Origin of the sequence: Streptomyces ipomoeae 91-03 (assembly GCF_000317595.1) — a bacterium.
Lineage (GTDB): Bacteria > Actinomycetota > Actinomycetes > Streptomycetales > Streptomycetaceae > Streptomyces > Streptomyces ipomoeae.
On the sequence record NZ_AEJC01000096.1, the window covers coordinates 1 to 19,070 of the forward strand.

At 69.7% G+C, this 19,070-nt stretch carries 12 protein-coding genes and 3 pseudogenes; 9 read left to right on the forward strand and 6 right to left on the reverse strand.

What is annotated here, in order from left to right:
- The 3 genes and pseudogenes from STRIP9103_RS06115 to STRIP9103_RS51265 all read left to right on the forward strand — a co-directional run.
- On the forward strand, window positions 1–832 hold an 832-nt coding region (locus STRIP9103_RS06115; RefSeq protein WP_009300978.1), incomplete at its 5' end, for an MMPL family transporter.
- Between the two features lie 33 nt (window positions 833–865).
- Window positions 866–1,969, forward strand: coding sequence for a type III polyketide synthase (locus STRIP9103_RS06120; protein ID WP_048819787.1), 1,104 nt, complete (start codon window positions 866–868; stop codon window positions 1,967–1,969).
- A gap of 81 nt (window positions 1,970–2,050) precedes the next feature.
- Window positions 2,051–2,533, forward strand: a pseudogene (locus STRIP9103_RS51265) (isoprenylcysteine carboxyl methyltransferase family protein); the annotation flags it as partial.
- Between the two features lie 504 nt (window positions 2,534–3,037).
- On the opposite strand, the gene STRIP9103_RS06130 reads toward STRIP9103_RS51265, so the two are convergent.
- Window positions 3,038–3,637, reverse strand: coding sequence for a DUF1349 domain-containing protein (locus STRIP9103_RS06130; RefSeq protein ID WP_009300968.1), 600 nt, complete (start codon window positions 3,635–3,637; stop codon window positions 3,038–3,040).
- Window positions 3,638–4,267: 630 nt separating this feature from the next.
- Between STRIP9103_RS06130 and STRIP9103_RS06135 the strand changes: the two genes are divergently transcribed.
- The 3 genes from STRIP9103_RS06135 to STRIP9103_RS06145 all read left to right on the forward strand — a co-directional run bounded on the left by STRIP9103_RS06135 (window position 4,268) and on the right by STRIP9103_RS06145 (window position 7,890).
- On the forward strand, window positions 4,268–5,332 hold the full coding sequence (locus tag STRIP9103_RS06135) for a LacI family DNA-binding transcriptional regulator (RefSeq protein ID WP_199790516.1): 1,065 nt from the start codon (window positions 4,268–4,270) through the stop codon (window positions 5,330–5,332).
- A 226-nt stretch (window positions 5,333–5,558) separates the two neighbouring features.
- Entirely contained in the window at window positions 5,559–7,616 is a 2,058-nt protein-coding gene (locus STRIP9103_RS06140; RefSeq protein ID WP_009300963.1) for an RICIN domain-containing protein, read from the forward strand.
- Between the two features lie 67 nt (window positions 7,617–7,683).
- On the forward strand, window positions 7,684–7,890 hold the full coding sequence (locus tag STRIP9103_RS06145; protein ID WP_048819788.1) for a hypothetical protein: 207 nt from the start codon (window positions 7,684–7,686) through the stop codon (window positions 7,888–7,890).
- 550 nt (window positions 7,891–8,440) lie between these two features.
- Here the strand turns inward: STRIP9103_RS06145 and STRIP9103_RS46020 are convergent.
- Window positions 8,441–8,605, reverse strand: a pseudogene (locus STRIP9103_RS46020) (response regulator transcription factor); the annotation flags it as partial.
- Window positions 8,606–9,285: 680 nt separating this feature from the next.
- Here STRIP9103_RS46020 and lpdA point away from each other — a divergent pair.
- Window positions 9,286–10,698, forward strand: a complete 1,413-nt coding sequence (gene lpdA, locus STRIP9103_RS06155; RefSeq protein WP_009300955.1) for a dihydrolipoyl dehydrogenase — start codon at window positions 9,286–9,288, stop codon at window positions 10,696–10,698.
- Between the two features lie 216 nt (window positions 10,699–10,914).
- Window positions 10,915–12,414 (forward strand): long-chain-fatty-acid--CoA ligase, encoded by a 1,500-nt coding sequence (locus tag STRIP9103_RS06160; protein WP_009300970.1) that lies wholly within the window; start codon window positions 10,915–10,917, stop codon window positions 12,412–12,414.
- A gap of 283 nt (window positions 12,415–12,697) precedes the next feature.
- On the opposite strand, the gene STRIP9103_RS06165 is transcribed toward STRIP9103_RS06160, so the two are convergent.
- From STRIP9103_RS06165 to STRIP9103_RS46025, 3 genes are read right to left on the reverse strand one after another with little or no spacing between them, the layout of a single operon-like run.
- Window positions 12,698–14,575: a hypothetical protein gene (locus tag STRIP9103_RS06165; RefSeq protein ID WP_048819789.1), complete on the reverse strand. Its 1,878-nt coding sequence runs from the start codon at window positions 14,573–14,575 to the stop codon at window positions 12,698–12,700.
- Window positions 14,520–16,586 carry an NACHT domain-containing protein gene (locus tag STRIP9103_RS06170; RefSeq protein WP_009300972.1) on the reverse strand — a complete coding sequence of 689 codons (2,067 nt, stop codon included), beginning with the start codon at window positions 16,584–16,586 and terminating at the stop codon, window positions 14,520–14,522. Before STRIP9103_RS06170 ends, STRIP9103_RS06165 begins: the two co-directional genes overlap by 56 nt.
- Window positions 16,587–16,636: 50 nt before the next feature.
- Window positions 16,637–17,455, reverse strand: coding sequence for an IS5 family transposase (locus tag STRIP9103_RS46025; RefSeq protein ID WP_009300981.1), 819 nt, complete (start codon window positions 17,453–17,455; stop codon window positions 16,637–16,639).
- A 40-nt stretch (window positions 17,456–17,495) separates the two neighbouring features.
- Between STRIP9103_RS46025 and STRIP9103_RS46030 the strand changes: the two are divergent.
- Window positions 17,496–17,648, forward strand: a pseudogene (locus tag STRIP9103_RS46030) (IS5 family transposase); the annotation flags it as partial.
- A 145-nt stretch (window positions 17,649–17,793) separates the two neighbouring features.
- Here the strand turns inward: STRIP9103_RS46030 and STRIP9103_RS06180 are convergent.
- Window positions 17,794–19,029, reverse strand: a complete 1,236-nt coding sequence (locus STRIP9103_RS06180) for an IS701 family transposase (protein ID WP_009300953.1) — start codon at window positions 19,027–19,029, stop codon at window positions 17,794–17,796.
- Window positions 19,030–19,070 lie beyond the last annotated feature (41 nt).

Sequence of the window (19,070 nt, forward strand, 5' to 3'; positions counted from 1 at the left end):
CACCGGGCCGCGTGCCACGGACGGCGTGGGCTCCTACCGCGACCGGCTCGCCCGCGTCCCGGACGTCACGGCTGTCCGGGTGGCCGGCACCGACCGCGATCGGGCGGCGGTGCTGCTGGTGGCCTCGGCCGTCGGCCCGGACACCCGGCAGGCGGCCGACCTGGTACGGGCCGTACGCGAGGCGCCCGCCCCGGGGAGCGTGCGCGTGGGCGGACGTGCCGCCGAGGTCACCGACTCCTCCGCCGCGGTCCGCGACGCCCTGCCCTGGTGCATGCTGCTGTCGGCCTTGGCGCTGACGGTCCTGCTCGGCGTGTTCACCCGCACCGTCGTCGCACCGCTCAAGGCGATGGTCGTGGCGGTCCTCAGCCTGGGCGCCACCCTGGGCGCACTCGTGGTCCTCTTCCAGGACGGCCGCGGCTCCCCGCTCGGCGGCTTCACCGTGACCGGGACACTGGACACCTCCGCGCTCCTGTTCACGCTCGTCATCACCCTGGCCCTGTCGGTCGACTACGAGGTGTTCCTCCTGGGCCGTATCCGTGAGGAGTACGACCGCGGGGGCGACAACCGCACGGCGATCGTCGACGGCATCGCCCGTACCGGCCGGCTGATGACGTCCGCCGCGGCGGCGGTCGCGATCTCTACCGCGGCGATGGGCGCGTCGCACGTCACCCTGATCAAGGTCCTCGGTATCGGTGTCGCCGTCGGTGCCCTGGTGGACGCCGCACTGGTGCGCGGTGTCCTGGTTCCCGCCGTGATGGCGGCCCTCGGTCCCGCCAACTGGTGGAACCCGGCCGCCTCCCGTACCCGTCCAGCGGCATCCGCCACGGACTGAGCAGAACGACAGGAGAGACAGAGGTTGACTCACATGGGCCGGACGACGGGACAGCACGACCGAAGGCCGACTGGCCCCGCGCCACGGGTGACGGCCGCCGAGGTGGTCGTACCGACCCATCGCTACGAGCAGCAGCAGATCGTGGCCGAGGTGGCGCGGGAGACGATGCGGAACCTCACGCACATGGGCGGGACGCTGCGCAAGATCTCCGGCAACTCGGGTGTGACCACGCGCCATCCGTCCCTGCCACTGGAGACGTACCGCCGGCTGGACGGTTTCACCGAGGCCAACAGCGCCTGGCTCGAACAGGTGCTGGACCTGGGCGAGCGGGCACTGGCCGGAGCCCTGCGGGCCGCCGGAGTCGCGCCGGAGGACGTCGACGCGGTGGTCAGCACGACCGTGACCGGCGTGGCCGTACCGTCGCTGGAGGCGCGGCTCGCCCAGCGGGTGGGGCTACGGCCGGACGTCACCCGCGTCCCTCTGTTCGGCCACGGCTGTGCCGGAGGGGCTGCGGGACTCGCCCGGCTCCACGACCACCTTCGTGCCTACCCGGACCGCGTGGGTGTGCTCCTTTCGGTGGAACTGTGCTCGCTGACCCACCAGTTGAGCGACACGTCGATGGCGAGCATCGTCCCCGGCAGCCTCTTCGGCGACGCCGCCGCCGCGGTCGTGGCCGTCGGAGGACACAGGGCGGAGGGAATCACCGGGCCCGAACTGGTGGACGCGTGCAGCACGTTGTACCCGGACAGCGAGGACGTCCTGGGCTGGCAGATCGGCTCCTACGGCTTCCGCGTCGTCCTGTCCCGGGACCTGCCGGAGATCACCGAGCGGCAACTTCCCAAGGACGTGAGCGGGTTCCTCGGCCGGCACGGGTTGACGCCGGAGCTGGTCCGTACCTGGATCCTCCACCCCGGTGGCCCGAAGGTCATCGACGCCGTCGAGCGGGCCTTCCGGCTGCCACCGGAGACCCTGGCACCCTCCCGGCACTCCCTCGCCTCGCGGGGCAACCTCTCGTCGGTATCCGTACTGGACATCCTGCGGGTGGCGATGGAGACGCCGCCGCCCGCGGGATCACCGGGGCTGGTCACGGCCATGGGTCCCGGATTCGCCACCGAGCAGGTCCTGCTGCGCTGGTGACACGCTTCGGCGGCGCGACGAACACAGTGCAAGGAATGCGTCAGTGATCCATCCGGGCCCACCGCGCTCCCGACCGGACTCGTGCCGCTGGCCTCCGCCGTCGCCTGCGAACGGCTGCTGGAGCTGCGGCTGTCCTGGAAGAACGCCCGGTGGGCGAAGGCGCGCGGCGATGTGGAGTACGGGCAGCGGCACTTCCCGTGCATGGTCGCCGCGCGCATCGGCCTGTTCATCGGCATTCTGACCGAAGTCGCTCTCGCCCACCGCCATTTCATCCCGGTTCTCGGCCGGATCGCCCTGGGTGTCCAGGCGGTCGTCCATGCCGGCCGTTGGTGGTGTGCGCGTTCCCTCGGACCGCGCTGGAACACCCACGTCATCGTCGTGCCTGGTATGCCCTTGGTCGACCGGGGCCCCTACCGCTGGCTGCGCCACCCGAACCACATGGTTGTCGTCGCCGAGGGCATCGCCCTTCCCCTGGTGCACAGCGCCTGGCTGACCGCCCTGCTGTTCACCGCCGCCGACGCGGCCGTGCTCACCGTACGGCTGCGGGTGGAGAACAAGGCACTGGGGCTGGCGACGCAGGTACGGGTCGCCGGGTGTCGGCGCTGTCAGGTCGCCCCCGTCTCACCCTGTGGCGGCGCCACCCGGCTCGTTCAACCGCTCGTACAGGGCGCGCGCCCTCCCCGCCTGGGTCACGATCTCGCGGATTCCTCGCGTACGCCCGATGGCGGGCCGGGACGGGTGGGCGTACGCCGGAAGGCGAGAGGGGTGGCCCGCCGACCCCGCCACTCCGAGGAGGAACCATGCGGCAGACCGGGCCGACCGGAGCCAAGACCGCGATGAGCAAGGAAATGCAGGACTGCGTCGACGCCTGCATGGCGTGCCACAGCGTGCGTGATCACATCCGGCGTGGACAGCGCCGCCACACACGTGCACCGCACCATCAGGGCGGCCGGAGAGCGGGGAAGCTGCCCGCAGCACAGGCCGCCCCCTCCGCCTACCCCCGGCTCTCCGGCGCGGCTCGTCACCAGGCCGTCGGACGGGGACATGTGTGCCGTCGTCGCCCCGCCGTCAGCTGCCGTCCCGGGTGTCGGACAACTCGTGGGTCGTGAAGGTGACGTCCTCGAACACCGCCCGGCAGCCTGCGCCGTTCGGTGACTGTGCGAGGAAGCCCACCTCGACCGGACGGTCGATCGGTACTCCGATGCTGCACACGCGGACCAGCTGCCACGTTCGGCCGTCGGCAGAGCTGTGCAGCGCGAAAGCATGCCGCATCCGGGAAACACGCAGGTACACCGTGTTCCCGGGGACGTCCCAGGAGTTGGCGTCGTCAGACACGCCACGGGTCACGACGGAGACGACGCTTGCCCGGCCCGCCGGCGAGAACTCGAAGCAGAGTTTCAGCCACGTGGTCCCGTCCACCCACACCACCAGGACACCCGCGTCGAACCGGTCCTGGAAGTCCACGGTCACCCGGGCGATCAGCTGGAACGGGCCCATGACCTCGCCGGTCAGCCGGGTCAGGTCGGCCGACGCCTCGCCGGGCGCGGCGGTGGGGTCGATGAACAGATCGCTCTTCGCCGCCGAGACCACCTCCAGCGTCGTTCCGTCGGTGGTCCACCGGCCCCCGGCCGGGCCGCGCGCCGTCAACTCGAACGGCAAGGCGGTCATACGGACTGGCTCCATGCTCTTACCTCACATTCTCAGCCGAATCGAGCAACAACAGGTCGTCCAAGCCGCACAGAGCCAGCGAATCCATGGAGGTCCACGGCGCCGAAGTCGTGCGACCGCGACAGGACGCGCGGCACTGCCACGTAGAACGCGTCGGCCGCTTTCCCGCCCTCCCCGGTTCGAACGGTGCCGGCTTGACCTGCGGGACACCCTCCGCGGCGACGACCACAGCGAAGGGTCGGCGCAGTGCTCGATGAGACTCCGAGCGGCACGCCGCGCCACAAGCCGCCGGATCAAGACTCAACATGATCGAACAAATATGACCGGCGGCTGCGAGGAAGACTGAACGTTCCGGGGAGCTGCTGTCAAGACCCCTTCGATCGACGCGTAGAGCCGACCGCGCATGCCGTGAAGTCGGGTGTCACCCCCTTTGAGAAATGCCCTGTCGGCGGTTACGGCACCCCAGCCGAGTGGCTGCCCTCCGTCGAATCCGCTGCCGTCCGTCGGAATCGGTGCCGCAGGAACCCTTGACGTACGGCCTCACGCTACGTAGACATGACCGCGCGGTCAGACCGCGTGGTCATACAGTTGACCTCATTCGATTCAGACGTACGGCTGTCGGGAGACTTCATGGCACCACTGGTGGGGCGGAGCGAGGGCTCCTCCGTGCCGCGCAGCGCGGACGTGGCCCGGCTGGCCGGGGTGTCGCGCAAGACGGTCTCCCGGGTCCTCAACAACGAGCCGTACGTCTCGGAGGAGGCCCGCACAAAGGTTCTCGCAGCCGCTGAGGAACTCGGCTATCGGCTGTACCAGGCGGCCAGGGCGCTGGCCTCCGGGCGCACGCGCTCCATCGGTGTCGTCGCCCTGGGAACCGCGGGGTACGGAACCGCCTCACTGCTCGTGCACATCGAACAGGCGGTACGGGATGCCGGTTACGCGCTGCGCGTGGTCAACACACCGGACGGCGACCCGGAAGGCATCGCGGGTGCCGTGGAGTCACTCCTCGAACAGGGCGTGGACGGTGTGGTCGTCTCCGAGCCCATCGTGAAGGGGGAAGTCCCGCTCCGTGTCGACGTGCCGGTCCTCTTCCTCGGAGCACCCCCCGCCTTCACCGCCACCCGGACGCTGACCGTGGGCGTGGGCGCCCGTGAACTGGCGCGGGCGGCCACCGAACACCTGCTGGACCTGGGACACCGGACCGTCCATCATCTCGCCGGCCCGCGGAAGTGGTACGCCACCAAGGACCGCATCGAGGGCTGGCAGGCGGCGCTCGCGGCGCGGGGCGCGTACGAGCCGCCGCTGCTCGACGGTGACTGGTCGGCAGCCTCCGGGTACGCGGCGGGTCACGGGCTGGCCTCGGACGGTTCCGTGACCGCGGTGTTCGCGGCGGGCGATGAGATGGCGATCGGTCTCATCCATGCCCTGCGTGAGGCGGGGCGTCGCGTGCCGGAGGACATCAGTGTCGTCGGCTTCGACGGCAACCCGGTCTTCGCCTACGTCTCCCCACCTCTGACCACCGTGCGCCAGCCCTTCGAGGCCGCCGCGCGGGAAGGCATCCGGCTTCTCGTGCACGTCATCGAGAAACCCGACACAGACCTGCCGCAGGCGAGCGACCCACCGGTCGAACTCGTCGTCCGCGGCTCGACCGCGCCTCCGCCGTCCCACCCCGACACAGCGGGCCGGCGCACCACCTGACAGCACCCCGGCAGCAGCAGGGAGCACACCCGCACGCCTGGGCACCGCTCTGCCACTCGCCGGCCGCCTCACTGAGAGGCCGGCCGTCCCCGATCCGCGCCGCCGCGTCGTCGAAGTCCTCACACGCGGCGGACGCGCCCTGCGGGCTCGCCGCTTCCCACCCGGGTCCATCCCGGGGCGGCGGGCACCGAAACTCCCCATCCCTTCCCTGTCCTGAGAGCCGCACATGTCCCCTGCACTGTTGGGCGTCAGACCCGACGCCGCTCGGCGTTCCCGCCCCACCACTCTCCTGCTCCTGTTTCTGGCGCTGATCGTCGCCGCGGCGACGATGATGCTGCCTGCCGCGGACCGGGCACACGCCCTCTCCCGTCCCTCGCAGACGATGTACACCCCGCCTTCGGGTGCGCCTTCGCCCGGTTCGCTGTATCCGCGGGCGCTGCGCCTGCAGCACAACGGCTCGGCCAACGGCACCCTGCTCGCCACGTTCGAGCAGTACACCTCCGGCACGCCGGTCTTCCCGATCTACCGCAGCACCGACAACGGCAACTCCTGGAGCAAGATCTCCGACGTCGCCGACACCCAGAACGGCTGGGGCATGCGCTGGCAGCCCGAGCTGTTCGAACTGCCCACCGCGATCGGCGGCTTTCCGGCCGGGACCATCCTGGCCGCGGGTGACTCGGTGCCCGCCGACCGGTCGGCCACCAAGATCGACCTGTACGCCAGCACGGACCGCGGGCAGACCTGGAGCTTCGTCACCAACATCGCCACCGGCGGCGCCGCCTTCGACACGAACGGGAACACCCCCGTCTGGGAGCCGTTCTTCCTGGTCTCCGGGAACAAGCTCATCGTCTACTACTCCGACCAGCGCGACCCCGACCACGGTCAGAAGATCGTGCACCAGGTCTCCACGGACGCCCGCACCTGGGGGCCCGTCGTCGACGACGTGGCGATGCCCACCGCCAGCGACCGTCCGGGCATGCCGACCGTCGCCAAGCTGCCGAACGGCAAGTACGTCCTGTCGTACGAGTACGGCGGCGCTCCCGAGGGCAACTTCTCCGTCTACTACAAGATCTCCTCGGACCCTGAGGCGTTCGGCTCCGTCACCGGCATCCCGTTGCGCGCGACGGACGGCGTGGTCCCGCGCAGCGCTCCCTACATGACGTGGCTGCCCACCGGGGGCTCCAACGGCACACTCGTCGTCAGTGCCAACAGCGCCGACGACCTGTTCATCAACACACAGAACGGCGCCGCGAACACCTGGACGCGCATCAACGCCAACGTGGCCGGCGGCTACAGCCGCGGCATGACCTCCCTCCCCGACGGGCACAGCCTGCTGATCCTCAGCGCCGGACGCGGAGGCAGCAACCTCTCCAACCCCGTCACCTACAGCACGATCGACCTCGGCGGCGGCATCTCCGACGGCGCCACCTACACCGTCTCCAACGCGGGCAGCAGCCAGCTGCTCACCATCGCGGGCGGCTCCACCACCAACGGCACCTACGCCACCCAGCAGAACGCCGACAACGCGAACGACCAGAAGTGGCGGTTCGACCAGCAGCCCTCCGGCTACTTCAAGATCTTCAACGTGGCCAGCGGCAAGGTGCTGGGCGTGGAGAACCAGTCCACCGCCAACGGCGCCAAGATCCTGCAGTGGGACGACAACGGCACCCCGGACCACGAGTGGGCGGTTTCCCCGCACCCCGCGGGTGGCTTCTCCCTGGTCAACCGGCTGACCGGCAAGTACCTGGAGATCCCCGACGCCTCCACCACCGTCGGCACCACCGCCGGGCAGTGGGACAGCACCAGCTGCGCCTGCCAGCGCTGGAACCTCACCCAGACCGCCCTGCCGCCCCTCGGCACCGGTCAGTACGTGCTCGTCAACAAGAACAGCGGCAAGTACCTGGAGATCCCCGCGTCGTCCACCACTCCCGGTAAGGCGGCCGACCAGTGGCAGAACTCCGCCTGCGACTGCCAGCTGTGGACCTTCCAGTCCCAGAGCGGCGGCGCCTGGACACTGCAGAACGTCCACAGCAACCTGAGGCTCGACGTCAGTAACTCCTCCACCTCCGCCGGCGCGGCCATCGTCCAGAACACCTCCTCGGCCGGCAACTCCCAGAAGTGGACCCTGACCAGCGCAGGCGGCGGCTACTACAAGATCGTCAACGTGGGCAGCGGCCTGCTGGCCGCAGTGGCCCAGTCGTCCACCGCCAACGGAGCGTCCATCATCCAGTGGAACGACGCCGGTATCGACGACCAACTGTGGAAGATCGTCCGGGTCAACTGACGCACTGCTTGTGTCATGACGAAGCGCAGGAACCGCTGGTGAAGCGGTTCCTGCGCAGGGCGTCAGCTTGCCCCCATCCCACACCTTCGTGCTCGGCGACGACGTCCGGCACCACCACCGAGACGGCAGGACGGTGAGCGACGTGAACCTCCTGCCTGCGGCAGACGACCTCACCCCGCCGCGAACCCGCCGACAGGGCCGCCTGCGTGCGGTGGTCATGACCACGCTGGTCCTGCTGGCCGTCACGGACCTGCTCGTGTTTCCCCGGCACTGACCGATGGATGTCGTGAGGATCAGGCCACCGACGAGTGCCGAGGCCGACAGCGTCGAAGCTCTGCGGCCGACGCGACGGCGTCGGCCGTGGTGTTGCTGAGGCACGGTGCGACGTGCTCGATCTGGGCGCATCTCCATCGGGCGAAATCGGCTGGCGTACATGACCTGCCCGAATGCCGGATTTCGGCATACTTATGGCAGCGTGAAAAAGAGCATCGGGTTGTCGGTGCGGCGATTTCCCGCTCAGCGAGCCAGCGCAGCACAACGGCCCCCTCGGTGAACGGCAACGGCCTGCGGCCATGGAAGACGTCGTGTCTCCACGACGGTCTCGGGGCGGGGCGTCCCGCACGAGCAAGTAGGTGATCTCCGCCTCGATGCCGTCGAGTTGGGCCTTCAGTGAGGTCGGTGGCCCGAGCAGCTTCCGTTGTGTCTCGCGGGCCCGAGCCAGGTCGTCGGCGTAGGTGCGGTACAGGAGGCTGTAGGAGGCTGGTACGGGAGCGCGCGTCACACCGAGGTGCCAGGATTCGGCCTCATACCGGGGTACTGCGGTGCTACAAGGCGTGCGCCCGGGCGGGGGTCTCGTAGGCGAAGACGACCAGTCGAGCCCGGTCACGGGCGCCGAGCTTGACGCGGAGCCGACCTATGTGGGTCTTGACCGTCTGCCCGGCCACGACGAGCGTCGCGGCGATCTCGGTGTTGGAGAGGCCTCGCGGAACCGGACGGCGTGGACGAGCTCGGCGAGCGGGGCGTTCCTCGACTCAACGGGGGAGGGGACCTTCGCCCGCCGCGTCCTGCGTGAGCCGGACTCCGTCGTGGCCGCCCGGGGTGCGACTCTGGTGCCCGCGTTCGGCTACGACTACGTCGACTACGTGCCGGGGCAACCTCGCCGACGCGTTGGTCCTGGAAAGTCGGGTGAGCGGGCCCGCCATGTCGAGATCGGCTACTTCATCACCCGTTCGGGACACGGGGACGAACTGCTTTACCGGAGCACCCTGCGGGACGCCTTCACCCTCACCACGGGGGTACGCGAGAGACCCTGGTCGGCGCGTCCACGCGGCGGCGCCGGACGCGGTCCTCAAGCCCGGCGTGCACGGCCCGGTCGCGGCCTTCGGGCTCGGCACCCTCAGGCTCGGTGCCGCCGAGGCCGGAGTACACGAAGTCGACGAGGTGTCGGCCCGCCGTCGATGATTGCCGGGCGGGCATAGATCACGGAATCAGGGCGCTGAAGTGAACGTCCGGGTGACCGCCGCCGAGGTGATGTCCTCCAGCGGTCCCCCTGCGGCGGGCGGTGGCGGAAGCCGCCGCTGTTGAGTGGGTGAACGGGAACAGGTTGTTCGATCGGGAGTGAGTCGGCCCCTCGCGGGAGGTCGGCCGCCCCAGAGGAAAGGAACCGTCCATGGACGAGCAGGGTGAGCGCTTCGACGTCGTCGTACTCGGCGCGGGCCCCGGCGGATACGTAGCCGCCATCCGGGCCGCCCAACTGGGCAAACGCGTCGCGGTCGTCGAGGAGAAGTACTGGGGCGGCGTCTGCCTGAACGTGGGCTGCATCCCCACCAAGGCCCTGCTGCGCAACGCCGAACTCGCGCACGTCTTCACGCGCGAGGCGAAGACCTTCGGCATCAAGGTCGACGGGCAGGTCTCCTTCGACTACGGGGAGGCCTTCCGCCGCAGCCGGAAGGTCGCGGACGGCCGGGTCAAGGGCGTCCACTACCTGATGAAGAAGAACAAGATCACGGAGATCAGCGGGCGCGGCACCTTCCTCGACCCGCACACGCTCCAGGTGGCCGACTACGAGGGCAACACCCGCACCGTCGGCTTCGACCACTGCGTCATCGCCGCCGGGGCGAGCCCCAAGCTGCTGCCCGGCACCCGCCGCACGTCGCGCGTGGTGACGTTCGAGGAGCAGATCCTCGCCGAGGACCTGCCGCAGTCGATCGTGATCGCCGGCGCCGGTGCGATCGGCGTCGAGTTCGCCTACATCCTGCACAACTACGGTGTGAAGGTCACGATCGTCGAGTTCCTGGACCGGATCGCCCCGCTGGAGGACGCCGACGTGTCCGCCGAACTCGCCAAGCAGTACCGGAGGTTGGGCATCGACGTCCTCACCTCGACCCGCGTCGAGTCGATCGACGAGTCCGGCCCGCAGGTCCGTGTCACGGTCACCGGCAAGGACGGCGCCCAGCAGGTCCTGGAGGCCGACAAGGTCCTGCAGGCGATCGGCTTCGCACCGAACGTCACCGGCTACGGCCTGGAGAACACCGGCGTGCGGGTCACCGAGCGCGGCGCGATCGACGTCGACGGCCGCTGCCGTACCTCCGTCCCGCACATCTACGCCATCGGCGACGTCACCGCGAAGCTGATGCTCGCGCACGCCGCCGAGGCGATGGGCATGGTCGCCGCCGAGACGATCGCGGGTGCGGAGACCATGGAGCTGGACTACGTGATGATCCCGCGGTCCACCTTCTGCCAGCCCCAGATCGCCAGCTTCGGCTACACCGAGGCACAGGCCAGGGAGAAGGGCTTCGACGTCCAGGTGGTCAAGTTCCCGTTCACCGCGAACGCCAAGGCCCACGGCCTGGGCGACGCGACCGGCTTCGTGAAGCTCATCAGCGACGCCAAGTACGGCGAACTCCTCGGCGGCCACCTCATCGGCCCCGACGTCACCGAACTCCTCCCCGAGCTGACCCTGGCCCAGCAGTGGGACCTCACGGTCCACGAGGTCGCCCGCAACGTCCACGCCCACCCCACCCTGGGTGAGGCGGTCAAGGAAGCCGTCCACGGCCTCGCCGGCCACATGATCAACATGTAGCGATCTGCTCACCCGGTTCGGGAAGCCGGGCCTGGACCACCGCGATCACGTACGAGAGTTCCGTCGCTGCGGCTTTTTGCCGCTGTCTTGTTCCCGTGAACAACCGGGGACGGGTAACGGTGTCACGCTGTCCATGGGCGGTGGCGGTGGCTCGAAGCACGATGTCGTCGCCCATGAGAGCAACGGATTTCGACGGCGAGTTCACGGAGGCGGGACATGGCCAACTTGGCGGAATTCCTGGTGGAGACAGCTGCCCGGCAGCCCGAACATCCGGCCTTGCGGCTGGGGGCGCACATCATCTCCTACGCGGAGCTGGACGAGCGCAGTGCCCGGGTGGCCGCGTTGCTGCGGGCCGAGGGTGTACGGCCCGGTGACCGGGTCGCCTTGATGCTGCCGAACGTCCCCGAGTTCGTCGTGCTCTACTACGGCGCGCTGCGCGCCGGGGCGATCCTGGTGCCGCTGAACCCGCTGCTGAAGGAACGGGAGACCGCCTACCACCTCACCGACTCCGGTGCGGTGCTGCTCTTCGAATGGCACCAGGCGCCGGGGGAGGGCGCGCAGGGGGCGGCTGCCGCGGGAGTGCGGCACAGGGTGGTGGAGCCCGCGTCCTTCGCCGCTGTGCTGGCCGGGTACGAGCCGCTGACGGAGGTGGCGCGGACGGCGGACGACGATGTGGCGGTCCTGCTGTACACCTCGGGTACCACCGGGAAGCCCAAGGGCGCGTCGCTGACCCATGGCGGGCTGCGGCACAACACCGTGGTCAACGAGGTCCACATCCAGCGGATGACGCCGGAGGACGTGGTGGTGGGCTGTCTGCCGCTGTTCCACATCTTCGGGCAGGTCTGCTCGATGAGCGTGGCCGTGCGCAGCGGCGCCTCGCTCATTCTCGTCCCGCGTTTCGACCCGCAGACCGTGCTGGAGGCCGTCGCCCGTGACCGGGCGACGGTGTTCGGGGGCGTGCCGACCATGTACGCGGCCCTGCTGCAGCACCCCACGGACACGGACGTCTCGACGCTGCGGATATGTGTCTCCGGCGGCGCGTCCCTGCCGGTGGAGGTCCTGCGCGGCTTCGAGGAGCGTTTCGGCTGCCCGGTGCTGGAGGGCTTCGGCATGTCCGAGACGAGTCCGGTGGTGACGTTCAACCACCTCGACCGGCCCCGCAAGGCCGGCTCGATCGGCACCCCGATCCAGGACGTGGAGGTCCGGCTGCTGGACGACGAGGGCCGGGACGTGGGCCCCGGGGAGATCGGCGAGCTGGCCGTGCGCGGCCCCAACCTGATGAAGGGCTACTGGAACCGTCCCGGGGAGACGGCCATCGCCATCCTGGACGGCTGGCTGCGCACCGGCGACCTGGCCCGGCGGGACGCGGACGGTTACCTCTACATCGTCGACCGGAAGAAGGACATGATCATCCGCGGCGGCTACAACGTCTACCCGCGCGAGATCGAGGAGGTCCTGCACGAGCACCCCGCCGTCGCCCTCGCCGCGGTGGTGGGTGTCCCGCATCAGGAGCTCGGCGAGGAGGTCACGGCCGCGGTGGTCCTGCGCCCGGGTGCGCGGGCCACGGCGGAGGAGCTGCGGCAATACGTCAAGGACCGGGTGGCGGCGTACAAGTACCCCCGCACGGTGTGGCTCATGGACAAGTTGCCGATGGGGCCGAGCGGCAAGATCCTCAAGCTAGAGATCAGCGCACCGGCCATGAATCCGGGGGGCTGACGGCCGCCGGACGGAACGCGGCGGAAAAGCGGGACCGCAGGCCTGCCGCTGCGCCGAGTCACCGCACCGCCCAAGTGGAGTTGTGGCCGCTGGGCGGGCGAAGCCGGTGGCCGCCGCGCTTCGAGCGGCGCGGCGGCGCCCGGGGCAGCGGTCGACGTCACAAGTTCGCGTACCTGCCGCCGGCGACCGCGAGCGGCAGGTGGCCGCCGGGCCTGACGCCTGTTGGACGGACGGGGCGAGGAGGGGATCCCTGCGCGGGAAAGTCCGTGGCAACGCGAAGGATCTACGGCACGAACTCCGACGCGTCCTGTTCCAGCAGTTCGGGCCAGGGGCCTCCGCAGCGGGTACGCGCATGCATGCGCAGCCGGTTGCCCACCGACTGCTGCAAGGTGGGGGAGAGACCGGGCCGGTGGGCCAGCTCGCGGAACCAGGCGGGTGGATCGGCGACGGAGGATTCCTGTAGCTGGGCGAACACCTCCACTGCCCGGCGGGCGAGAGCCACGTCCTGGGTGACCAGTTTCAGGACGAGGTCCTTGCGGCCAGTACTGCCCAGATGCGCCAGCAGGACTCTCAGCGGCACGCTCCAGCGATTGGCGATTTCCCGCTTGGGTTTGAGGACACGCGGGTCGTACGCGTGCAGGGCTTCGGAGACCTTCAGCAGCAGCCGGGCGGCGGCGCCGGGGTCGTGGGGAGCCATGCGCTCGATCAGCCGCCCCAGTTCACGGATGTCCTCGGTGACCAGAGGCCCATCGGCCGGAGATATGGGCAGGATCGACGGCAGCAGCGCAGCGTACGCCGCCTCGGCCTGGTCGGAGTCCTCGACCGGGGTGAGGCGGCACACCGCGGTGGTCAGCACATGGCGCGCCAGCGCGGCGACATTCTTGTCGGCGGTCCCCGGGAGCGGGTGGTCGTCGGCGGCCGGGGTCGCCAGGTCGTTCAGCACGGGCAGCAGCGGCTCCAGATCCGGGTGGATCCAGCGGCCCGAGAGGACGGCGGTGCGGATGAGTTCCAGGACAGCGATGCGCAACGGGCTGGCTCCGGAGCGCAGTTCTTCGGCCAGGACACTGCTGTCGGGCGGGCTCCAGCCGGCGGAGTCCATCATGGCCCTGATGAGGCGGTAACCCTGTCGACGGCGGTTGGGGTTGCCCGTGGTCAGCGTGTGAGCCAGGGCGCGCAGCCGTTCTTCGTAAGGTGACAGCACATCAGCCGCTTCTCGTGGCGTGGCGGAGGCCAGCGCGGTGACGAGCAGGTTCGTGTTCTCGGTGAGCAGGGCCTCGTCGACGGGATAGGCCAGGAGCCGGGGATGTGCGGCGACGTATTCGACGAAGTCGGTGGCGAAGGTCGCTGGGGCCTGTCTATCGGTGGCGCAGGCGGCATGGACCACGGGATCGGTGGCCCACGCGCGCAGCGCCTGGTCCGCTTGTGACTGCCCGGCCGCGGCAGCGGGCACGGCGAGCTTCGCGAGGCCGTCCGCGTTCAGCCACACTTCCTGCGGTGCGTCGGGAAGGACACGCAGAAGTGTGTCGGGGGCCGGGCGGGCACGCCATACGGCTTCCAGGAAGAGCCGGGGGCGGGTTCGCCGCCGATCCCGGTACGGCGGAGCCGGCAATTGGAGCAGAGCCTCACGGCAGCTGGTCTCGATGAGCCGCACGAATGCGGAGTCGCGGGGGCGGGGGCGGTCATCGTGCTCCCCCCTCTCGCCGTCGGCCAGCGTGGGCACGACCACCATGTCCAGGGCCGCGGTCTGGGCACCCGGCTCGTCCAGCGCGAGGAGCGCCTGCACGACCTGTCCGGCAGCCCGCTCGTCGAGGTGCGTCGCGAGGAGACCCGCGCCGAACAGTTTCGCGCGGTCTGTCGGGTTGCCGAGTTCACCGGCGACGGCTTCGAGCGCCAGCTTCAGGCGGTCGGGCGCTTGCGCGATGGCTTTCGAGGCGGCCCACAGCGAGCCCAACGCCGACTCCACCGCGTCAAGTTCCCTGCCGAGCAGGTCCTGGGCGCTGTCATTGAGGAGACCCTCGAAATGCGTGGCCGCCAGGCGTCGGGCCTGCGCGGCCAAGGCGGCTTCCTCGATACGGGCCGCTTCCTCGGCCGCCGCCCGTATGAGATCAGCCAGTCCGGCAGTGGCTCCGTCCCTGCTGAAGTTCTGCCAGAACCTCGTCATCTGCTGGAGCGTCCAGTCGAGGTCGTACCGGTAAGGCCGCGCGAAGGAGCCTCAGGTACAGGTGGTCGTGAGAGCGCAGAGTGGGTGTGCTCCAGGTCAGCAGCCACGCGATACAGCTCAAGTCGCCCAGAAGCTCCACCGCGGCGGCGGGATGTCGGCGCAGCAGGCGGCACAGCGACTCCAGCAGCTGGATGCGCACGGCCCGGCCGTCGGCGTCCGGCTGCTCGCCCCGTTCCCATACCGCCGTGAGATCGGCCACCCATCGGTCGGGGCGCGGGTGGCGGGTTCCGGGGAGAACGGTGAGGAAGCGTTTCACAGGGTCGGCAGGCAGGCTGCGCAGCCGTTCCCGGGCGGGCTGGGCCGCCGCTCCGAGGGTGCGCAGTTGGGCGTACAGCTCCAACCCCAGCGCTACGGTCCGGTCGTCATTCAGCAAAGGAAGCAGGAGGCGATCGGCCCTGCCCGGTGCCTCCCGGGGCACAAGTTGACCGGCGACGGCTGCCAGGACAAGGTCGGTCGGGTTGTCCAGAAGGCGGTCGACGAGTTCCTGCGCCCGCCCTGCCATGCGCAGCCAGTCGGCGGCCATGTACTCGAAGAACGTCTGGTGGAAGAACCGGATGCGGGCGGTTCCGGTGATCGTCGAGATGACTCCGCGGCGTTCCAGTTCTTCGAGGTCGTCCGTGATGGTGTCCCACGTCTTGCCGGGGAGCAGCTCCTCCAGGTGGTGTCCCACGACGGGCAGGTCGATCTCCAGCTCGTTGGTGGCGAGCATGTAGCGGGCCAGTGCCTGGGCCGTGCGCCGGAGATTGCGCGCCGCTCGTTCTGGTTGGGGCGAGTCGCCGTGCCCGGCTCTGCTGTCCTGCTCGACGCGCTGTCGACGCACTTGGTCGTAGAGCGAGGCGACGTCGATGTCCTGGACCGGAGGGTCGGGCGCGTAGACGTCGAAGAGCATGCGCAGGGTCAGCGGGTTGTCGCACACCTCGCGCAGGGGAAGATCCTGATATACGGCCCCCATGATGCGGCGCTCCAACTGCTGGGCGGCGAGCGGGCCGTGCACGGCTTGAGGGCAATAGATCCGGCTGTGCTTGGCCACTGCCATGGCCCGTTCGTCGGAGCTGTAGGCCCCGAGACGCAGAGGCCGTTGCAGGAAGGCGTCCCGGGCGTCCGTCTCGGCTTCGTCGTCGTCCTCGAACGGCAGGAGTTTGGCTTCTCCCGGGCGGCAGGACATCACCACCGACACCGCGTTGTGGCGGGCGGCGTCGATGAGCCGGGCGACCAGCGCAGCTCCTTCGGGGCTGTGCATGAGCAGGTCCAGAGTGTCGACCAGCAGCACGGGAGTCGCCTCGGCGGCACAGCGGGTGAGCGCCTCGGTGATCTCCGCGACGGTCAGCGCGGTGGGAGGCAGCTCCGGCTCGGGACGCAGAGCGTCGAGCAGAAACGAGGCCTTCACGAACAAGGGCTCCATGCCCTGCTGGTCCGCGAGTCGGTGATACAGGCTCCACAGCACGGTGGTCTTGCCGTATCCGGGCTCTGCGACCACCAGTTGGGCGCAGAGGTCGGGCACACGGCCAAGGACGGCGCTCTCCAGCGCACGCGGAACATGCAGGTCGGTCAGGGAGATCCCGTGCGGGAAACGGCTGGTGGGCCGCATCAGCAGACCGGCGTCCTCGACAGCCTGGGCGCTGAGCCGGCGCACCTTGGCCAGTTCCTCGGTTCCGGGCATCGCCAGGAGCTTTTCCCGAGCTCGTTTCCGCAAGGACTCCATATGAGGGACGCTCAACTTTTCGAACAGGGCCGCGTCCTGCGCGGTGTGCTTCCCCGCTTTCGCCCGGTCCCTGGCCTTCAGGCGCAGGTCCAGTACCACCGCTTCGAGCTTTTCGCTCTTGTCGGGGACAACACGGCCGTTTCTCCAGTCGCTGAAGGAGGTCTTGCTGGTTCCTTTGATTTTTTCCAGCGTCGGGCTGCCCGCGAGTTCCCACAGTTTGGTCAGCGCCGAGGTGAACTCATCGGCCATCCATCGCTCCACTTCGTCGTGTTGCTCGTGGATCCCTTTTAGACCGTGTCCTACGTGGTGAGGCGGACGAGACGCTTGTAGCAGCACAAGGCCGCGGCGAGACCGAGAAAGGCCAGGTAGTTGCGGGGATTACGTTCGTAGCGGGGGCTGAGTCTGCGGTAGCCGGACAGCCACGACATCGTTCTTTCGATCACCCACCTGCGGCGGCCCAGCCGTTCGCTGGACTCGATGCCTTTGCGGGCGATCCGGACTCCGATGCGCTTGCCGTGTAACCATTTCCGCAGGTCCGGTCGATCGTAGGCTTTGTCCGCGTGGAGGCGCTGAGGCTTGAAGTACCGGCCGCGATGGGGGTCGTGTCTCGTTTGGTGACCCGCCACCATCGGCTTCAGACCTTCGCTGTCGTGGGTGTTGCCGGCCGAGACGCCGACGACCAGGGGCAGTCCGTTCGCGTCCGACAGGATGTGCATCTTGGAACCCGGCTTGCCCCGGTCCACGGGGCTCGGACCTGTGTGTTCGCCCCCTTTTTTAGCCCTGACGTGGGCGGTGTCGAGGACTACACGGGTCACCTCGACCAGGCCGGCGTCGTCGAGCCGGTGCAGCACAGCCTCGTGCAATCGGCCCCAGACGCCGGCTCTGGACCAGATCAGGAAGCGGCGGTGAGCGGTCGACTTCGATATGCCGAAGCAGGGCGGCAGAGCCCGCCAGGCACAACCGCTGACCAGCACGTAGATGATCGCCGCGAACAGCGTCTCATCAGGCGTGTCCTGTGTACCGCCGCCCTGTGGCCGCACCTTCGACGGCGGGATCAGCGGCTTCGCGATCTCCCACAGCCCATCCGGAACAATCCAACTCCACGTATCCCGCCCCATGCCCTGCCCAACGTCCGCCTCACCACGTAGGACACGGTCTAAGTTCGACAAGGCCGACTACAAGGAGCGCCACGCGGTCGAGTGCGGAATCAATCGCCTCAAGCGGCACCGCGCTGTCGCCACGAGATACGACAAGTTGGCAGTTCGCTACGAGGCGACCGTGCTGGTCGCAGCCATCAACGAGTGGCTGTGACCAGCACTTTCAAAACGCACCCTAGTAGGGCTTGGTTAGGTTGGGACCGGCGTGTCGTATCGGGTCCAGGGTCTTCGGCAGGTGGGGCATGTTCCTGCCCAGCAGACGAGGAGGACTTGGAGCTCGGCCACAACCTGGTAGGTCGTCAGGCCGTGGCCGCTGCTGGCGGGCACAGCCGCTCCAGGGTGCAGAACGCCTGCGCCACCGAGGCCAGGGTGACGTGCCGCAGGAAGCCGTTGAAGGTGCGGCCTTCGAAGTGGCCCAGTCCCAGGGCGGTCTTCAGTTCCCGGTAGTCGTGCTCCACCCGCCAGCGGATCTTCGCCGCACGCACCAGGTGCCGCAGCGGGGTGTCAGCCGGCAGGGTGGACAGCCAGTACTTCACCGGCTGTTCCTCCCCGGCGGGCCACTCGGCCAGCAGCCAGCACACCGGAAGGTCCGCGCCCCGGTGCGCCCGGCGCAGGCGGACCCCGGCCGGGCGCACCCGCAGTGCGGCGAACCGCGAGCGCAGCGGCCCCTTGGAGCCCTGGCGCCAGGTCACCCGGTGCAGGGCGCCGCGCCCGATGCCCAGGACCAGCTCGCGCACCGCGACGGGCTGGTCCCGGTAGCGCACAACGGGCTTGCGGCCGGTGCCCGACCAGGCAGGGGCGGTGCGCGTGGCGGTCTCGGGCAGGACCGCGGTGTCCGAGCGCACCCCGACCACGTAGGCGATGCCGCGCTCGGTCAGCGCCTCGCGGAAGGCCCCGTCCTGCCCGTAGCCCTCGTCGGCCACCACCAGCGGCGGCTCCAGGCCCCAGCAGCGCAGCTCGTCGACCATGTCGACGGCCAGCTGCCACTTCTCGGCATGCCCCACGCCGGCGGGGATCCGGGCCCGGCGCCGCCTGTGCTCCGCCCGGCCGGCCTCCTCGGCGGGCGCGGCGGCCGCATCCCACGCGGCCGGCAGGAACAGCCGCCGGTTCACCGGGCAGGAGGCGGCATCGGTGACCAGGTGCACGCTCGGCGCGACCTGGCAGTTCGCGGTTTTGCCCAACGCCCCGCAGCACTGCGCGGCCACGCCCGGGGAGGCGTGCCCGTCCTTGGGGAAGGACACGTCATCGACCACCCAGGCATCCGGGCGGATGACCGGCTCCATCCTCCAGGCCACCTCGGCCAGCACCATCTGGTACGACCACGGGGAGTCGGCCAGGAACTGCTGCAGCCCCTGCCGGTCCACCCCCAGCCGGGCCGCCATCGGCTCCATCGACTTGCGCCGCCCCTCGCCGAGCAGCCCCCGCACATACCGCTCGCCCCACCGCCGCTGGTCAACCCGCCCCAGCGGGGCGAACACCTCGGCCGCGAACGCCGCCAGCCGGTCCTGGGCCTCCACCAGCTCCTGCGGGGTCATGGCCCTCACCCCCGCGAGGCCGACACGCTATTCCCCATCCA

What these genes read in the sequence shown, in the direction of transcription:
- STRIP9103_RS06120 (WP_048819787.1), top strand. Translation starts at nt 866, where the DNA reads ATGGGCCGGACGACGGGACAGCACGACCGAAGGCCGACTGGCCCCGCG.
- STRIP9103_RS06130 (WP_009300968.1), bottom strand. Translation starts at nt 3,637, where the DNA reads ATGACCGCCTTGCCGTTCGAGTTGACGGCGCGCGGCCCGGCCGGGGGC.
- STRIP9103_RS06135 (WP_199790516.1), top strand. Translation starts at nt 4,268, where the DNA reads ATGGCACCACTGGTGGGGCGGAGCGAGGGCTCCTCCGTGCCGCGCAGC.
- STRIP9103_RS06140 (WP_009300963.1), top strand. Translation starts at nt 5,559, where the DNA reads ATGTCCCCTGCACTGTTGGGCGTCAGACCCGACGCCGCTCGGCGTTCC.
- lpdA (WP_009300955.1), top strand. Translation starts at nt 9,286, where the DNA reads ATGGACGAGCAGGGTGAGCGCTTCGACGTCGTCGTACTCGGCGCGGGC.
- STRIP9103_RS06160 (WP_009300970.1), top strand. Translation starts at nt 10,915, where the DNA reads ATGGCCAACTTGGCGGAATTCCTGGTGGAGACAGCTGCCCGGCAGCCC.
- STRIP9103_RS06165 (WP_048819789.1), bottom strand. Translation starts at nt 14,575, where the DNA reads ATGACGAGGTTCTGGCAGAACTTCAGCAGGGACGGAGCCACTGCCGGA.
- STRIP9103_RS06170 (WP_009300972.1), bottom strand. Translation starts at nt 16,586, where the DNA reads ATGGCCGATGAGTTCACCTCGGCGCTGACCAAACTGTGGGAACTCGCG.
- STRIP9103_RS46025 (WP_009300981.1), bottom strand. Translation starts at nt 17,455, where the DNA reads ATGGGGCGGGATACGTGGAGTTGGATTGTTCCGGATGGGCTGTGGGAG.
- STRIP9103_RS06180 (WP_009300953.1), bottom strand. Translation starts at nt 19,029, where the DNA reads ATGACCCCGCAGGAGCTGGTGGAGGCCCAGGACCGGCTGGCGGCGTTC.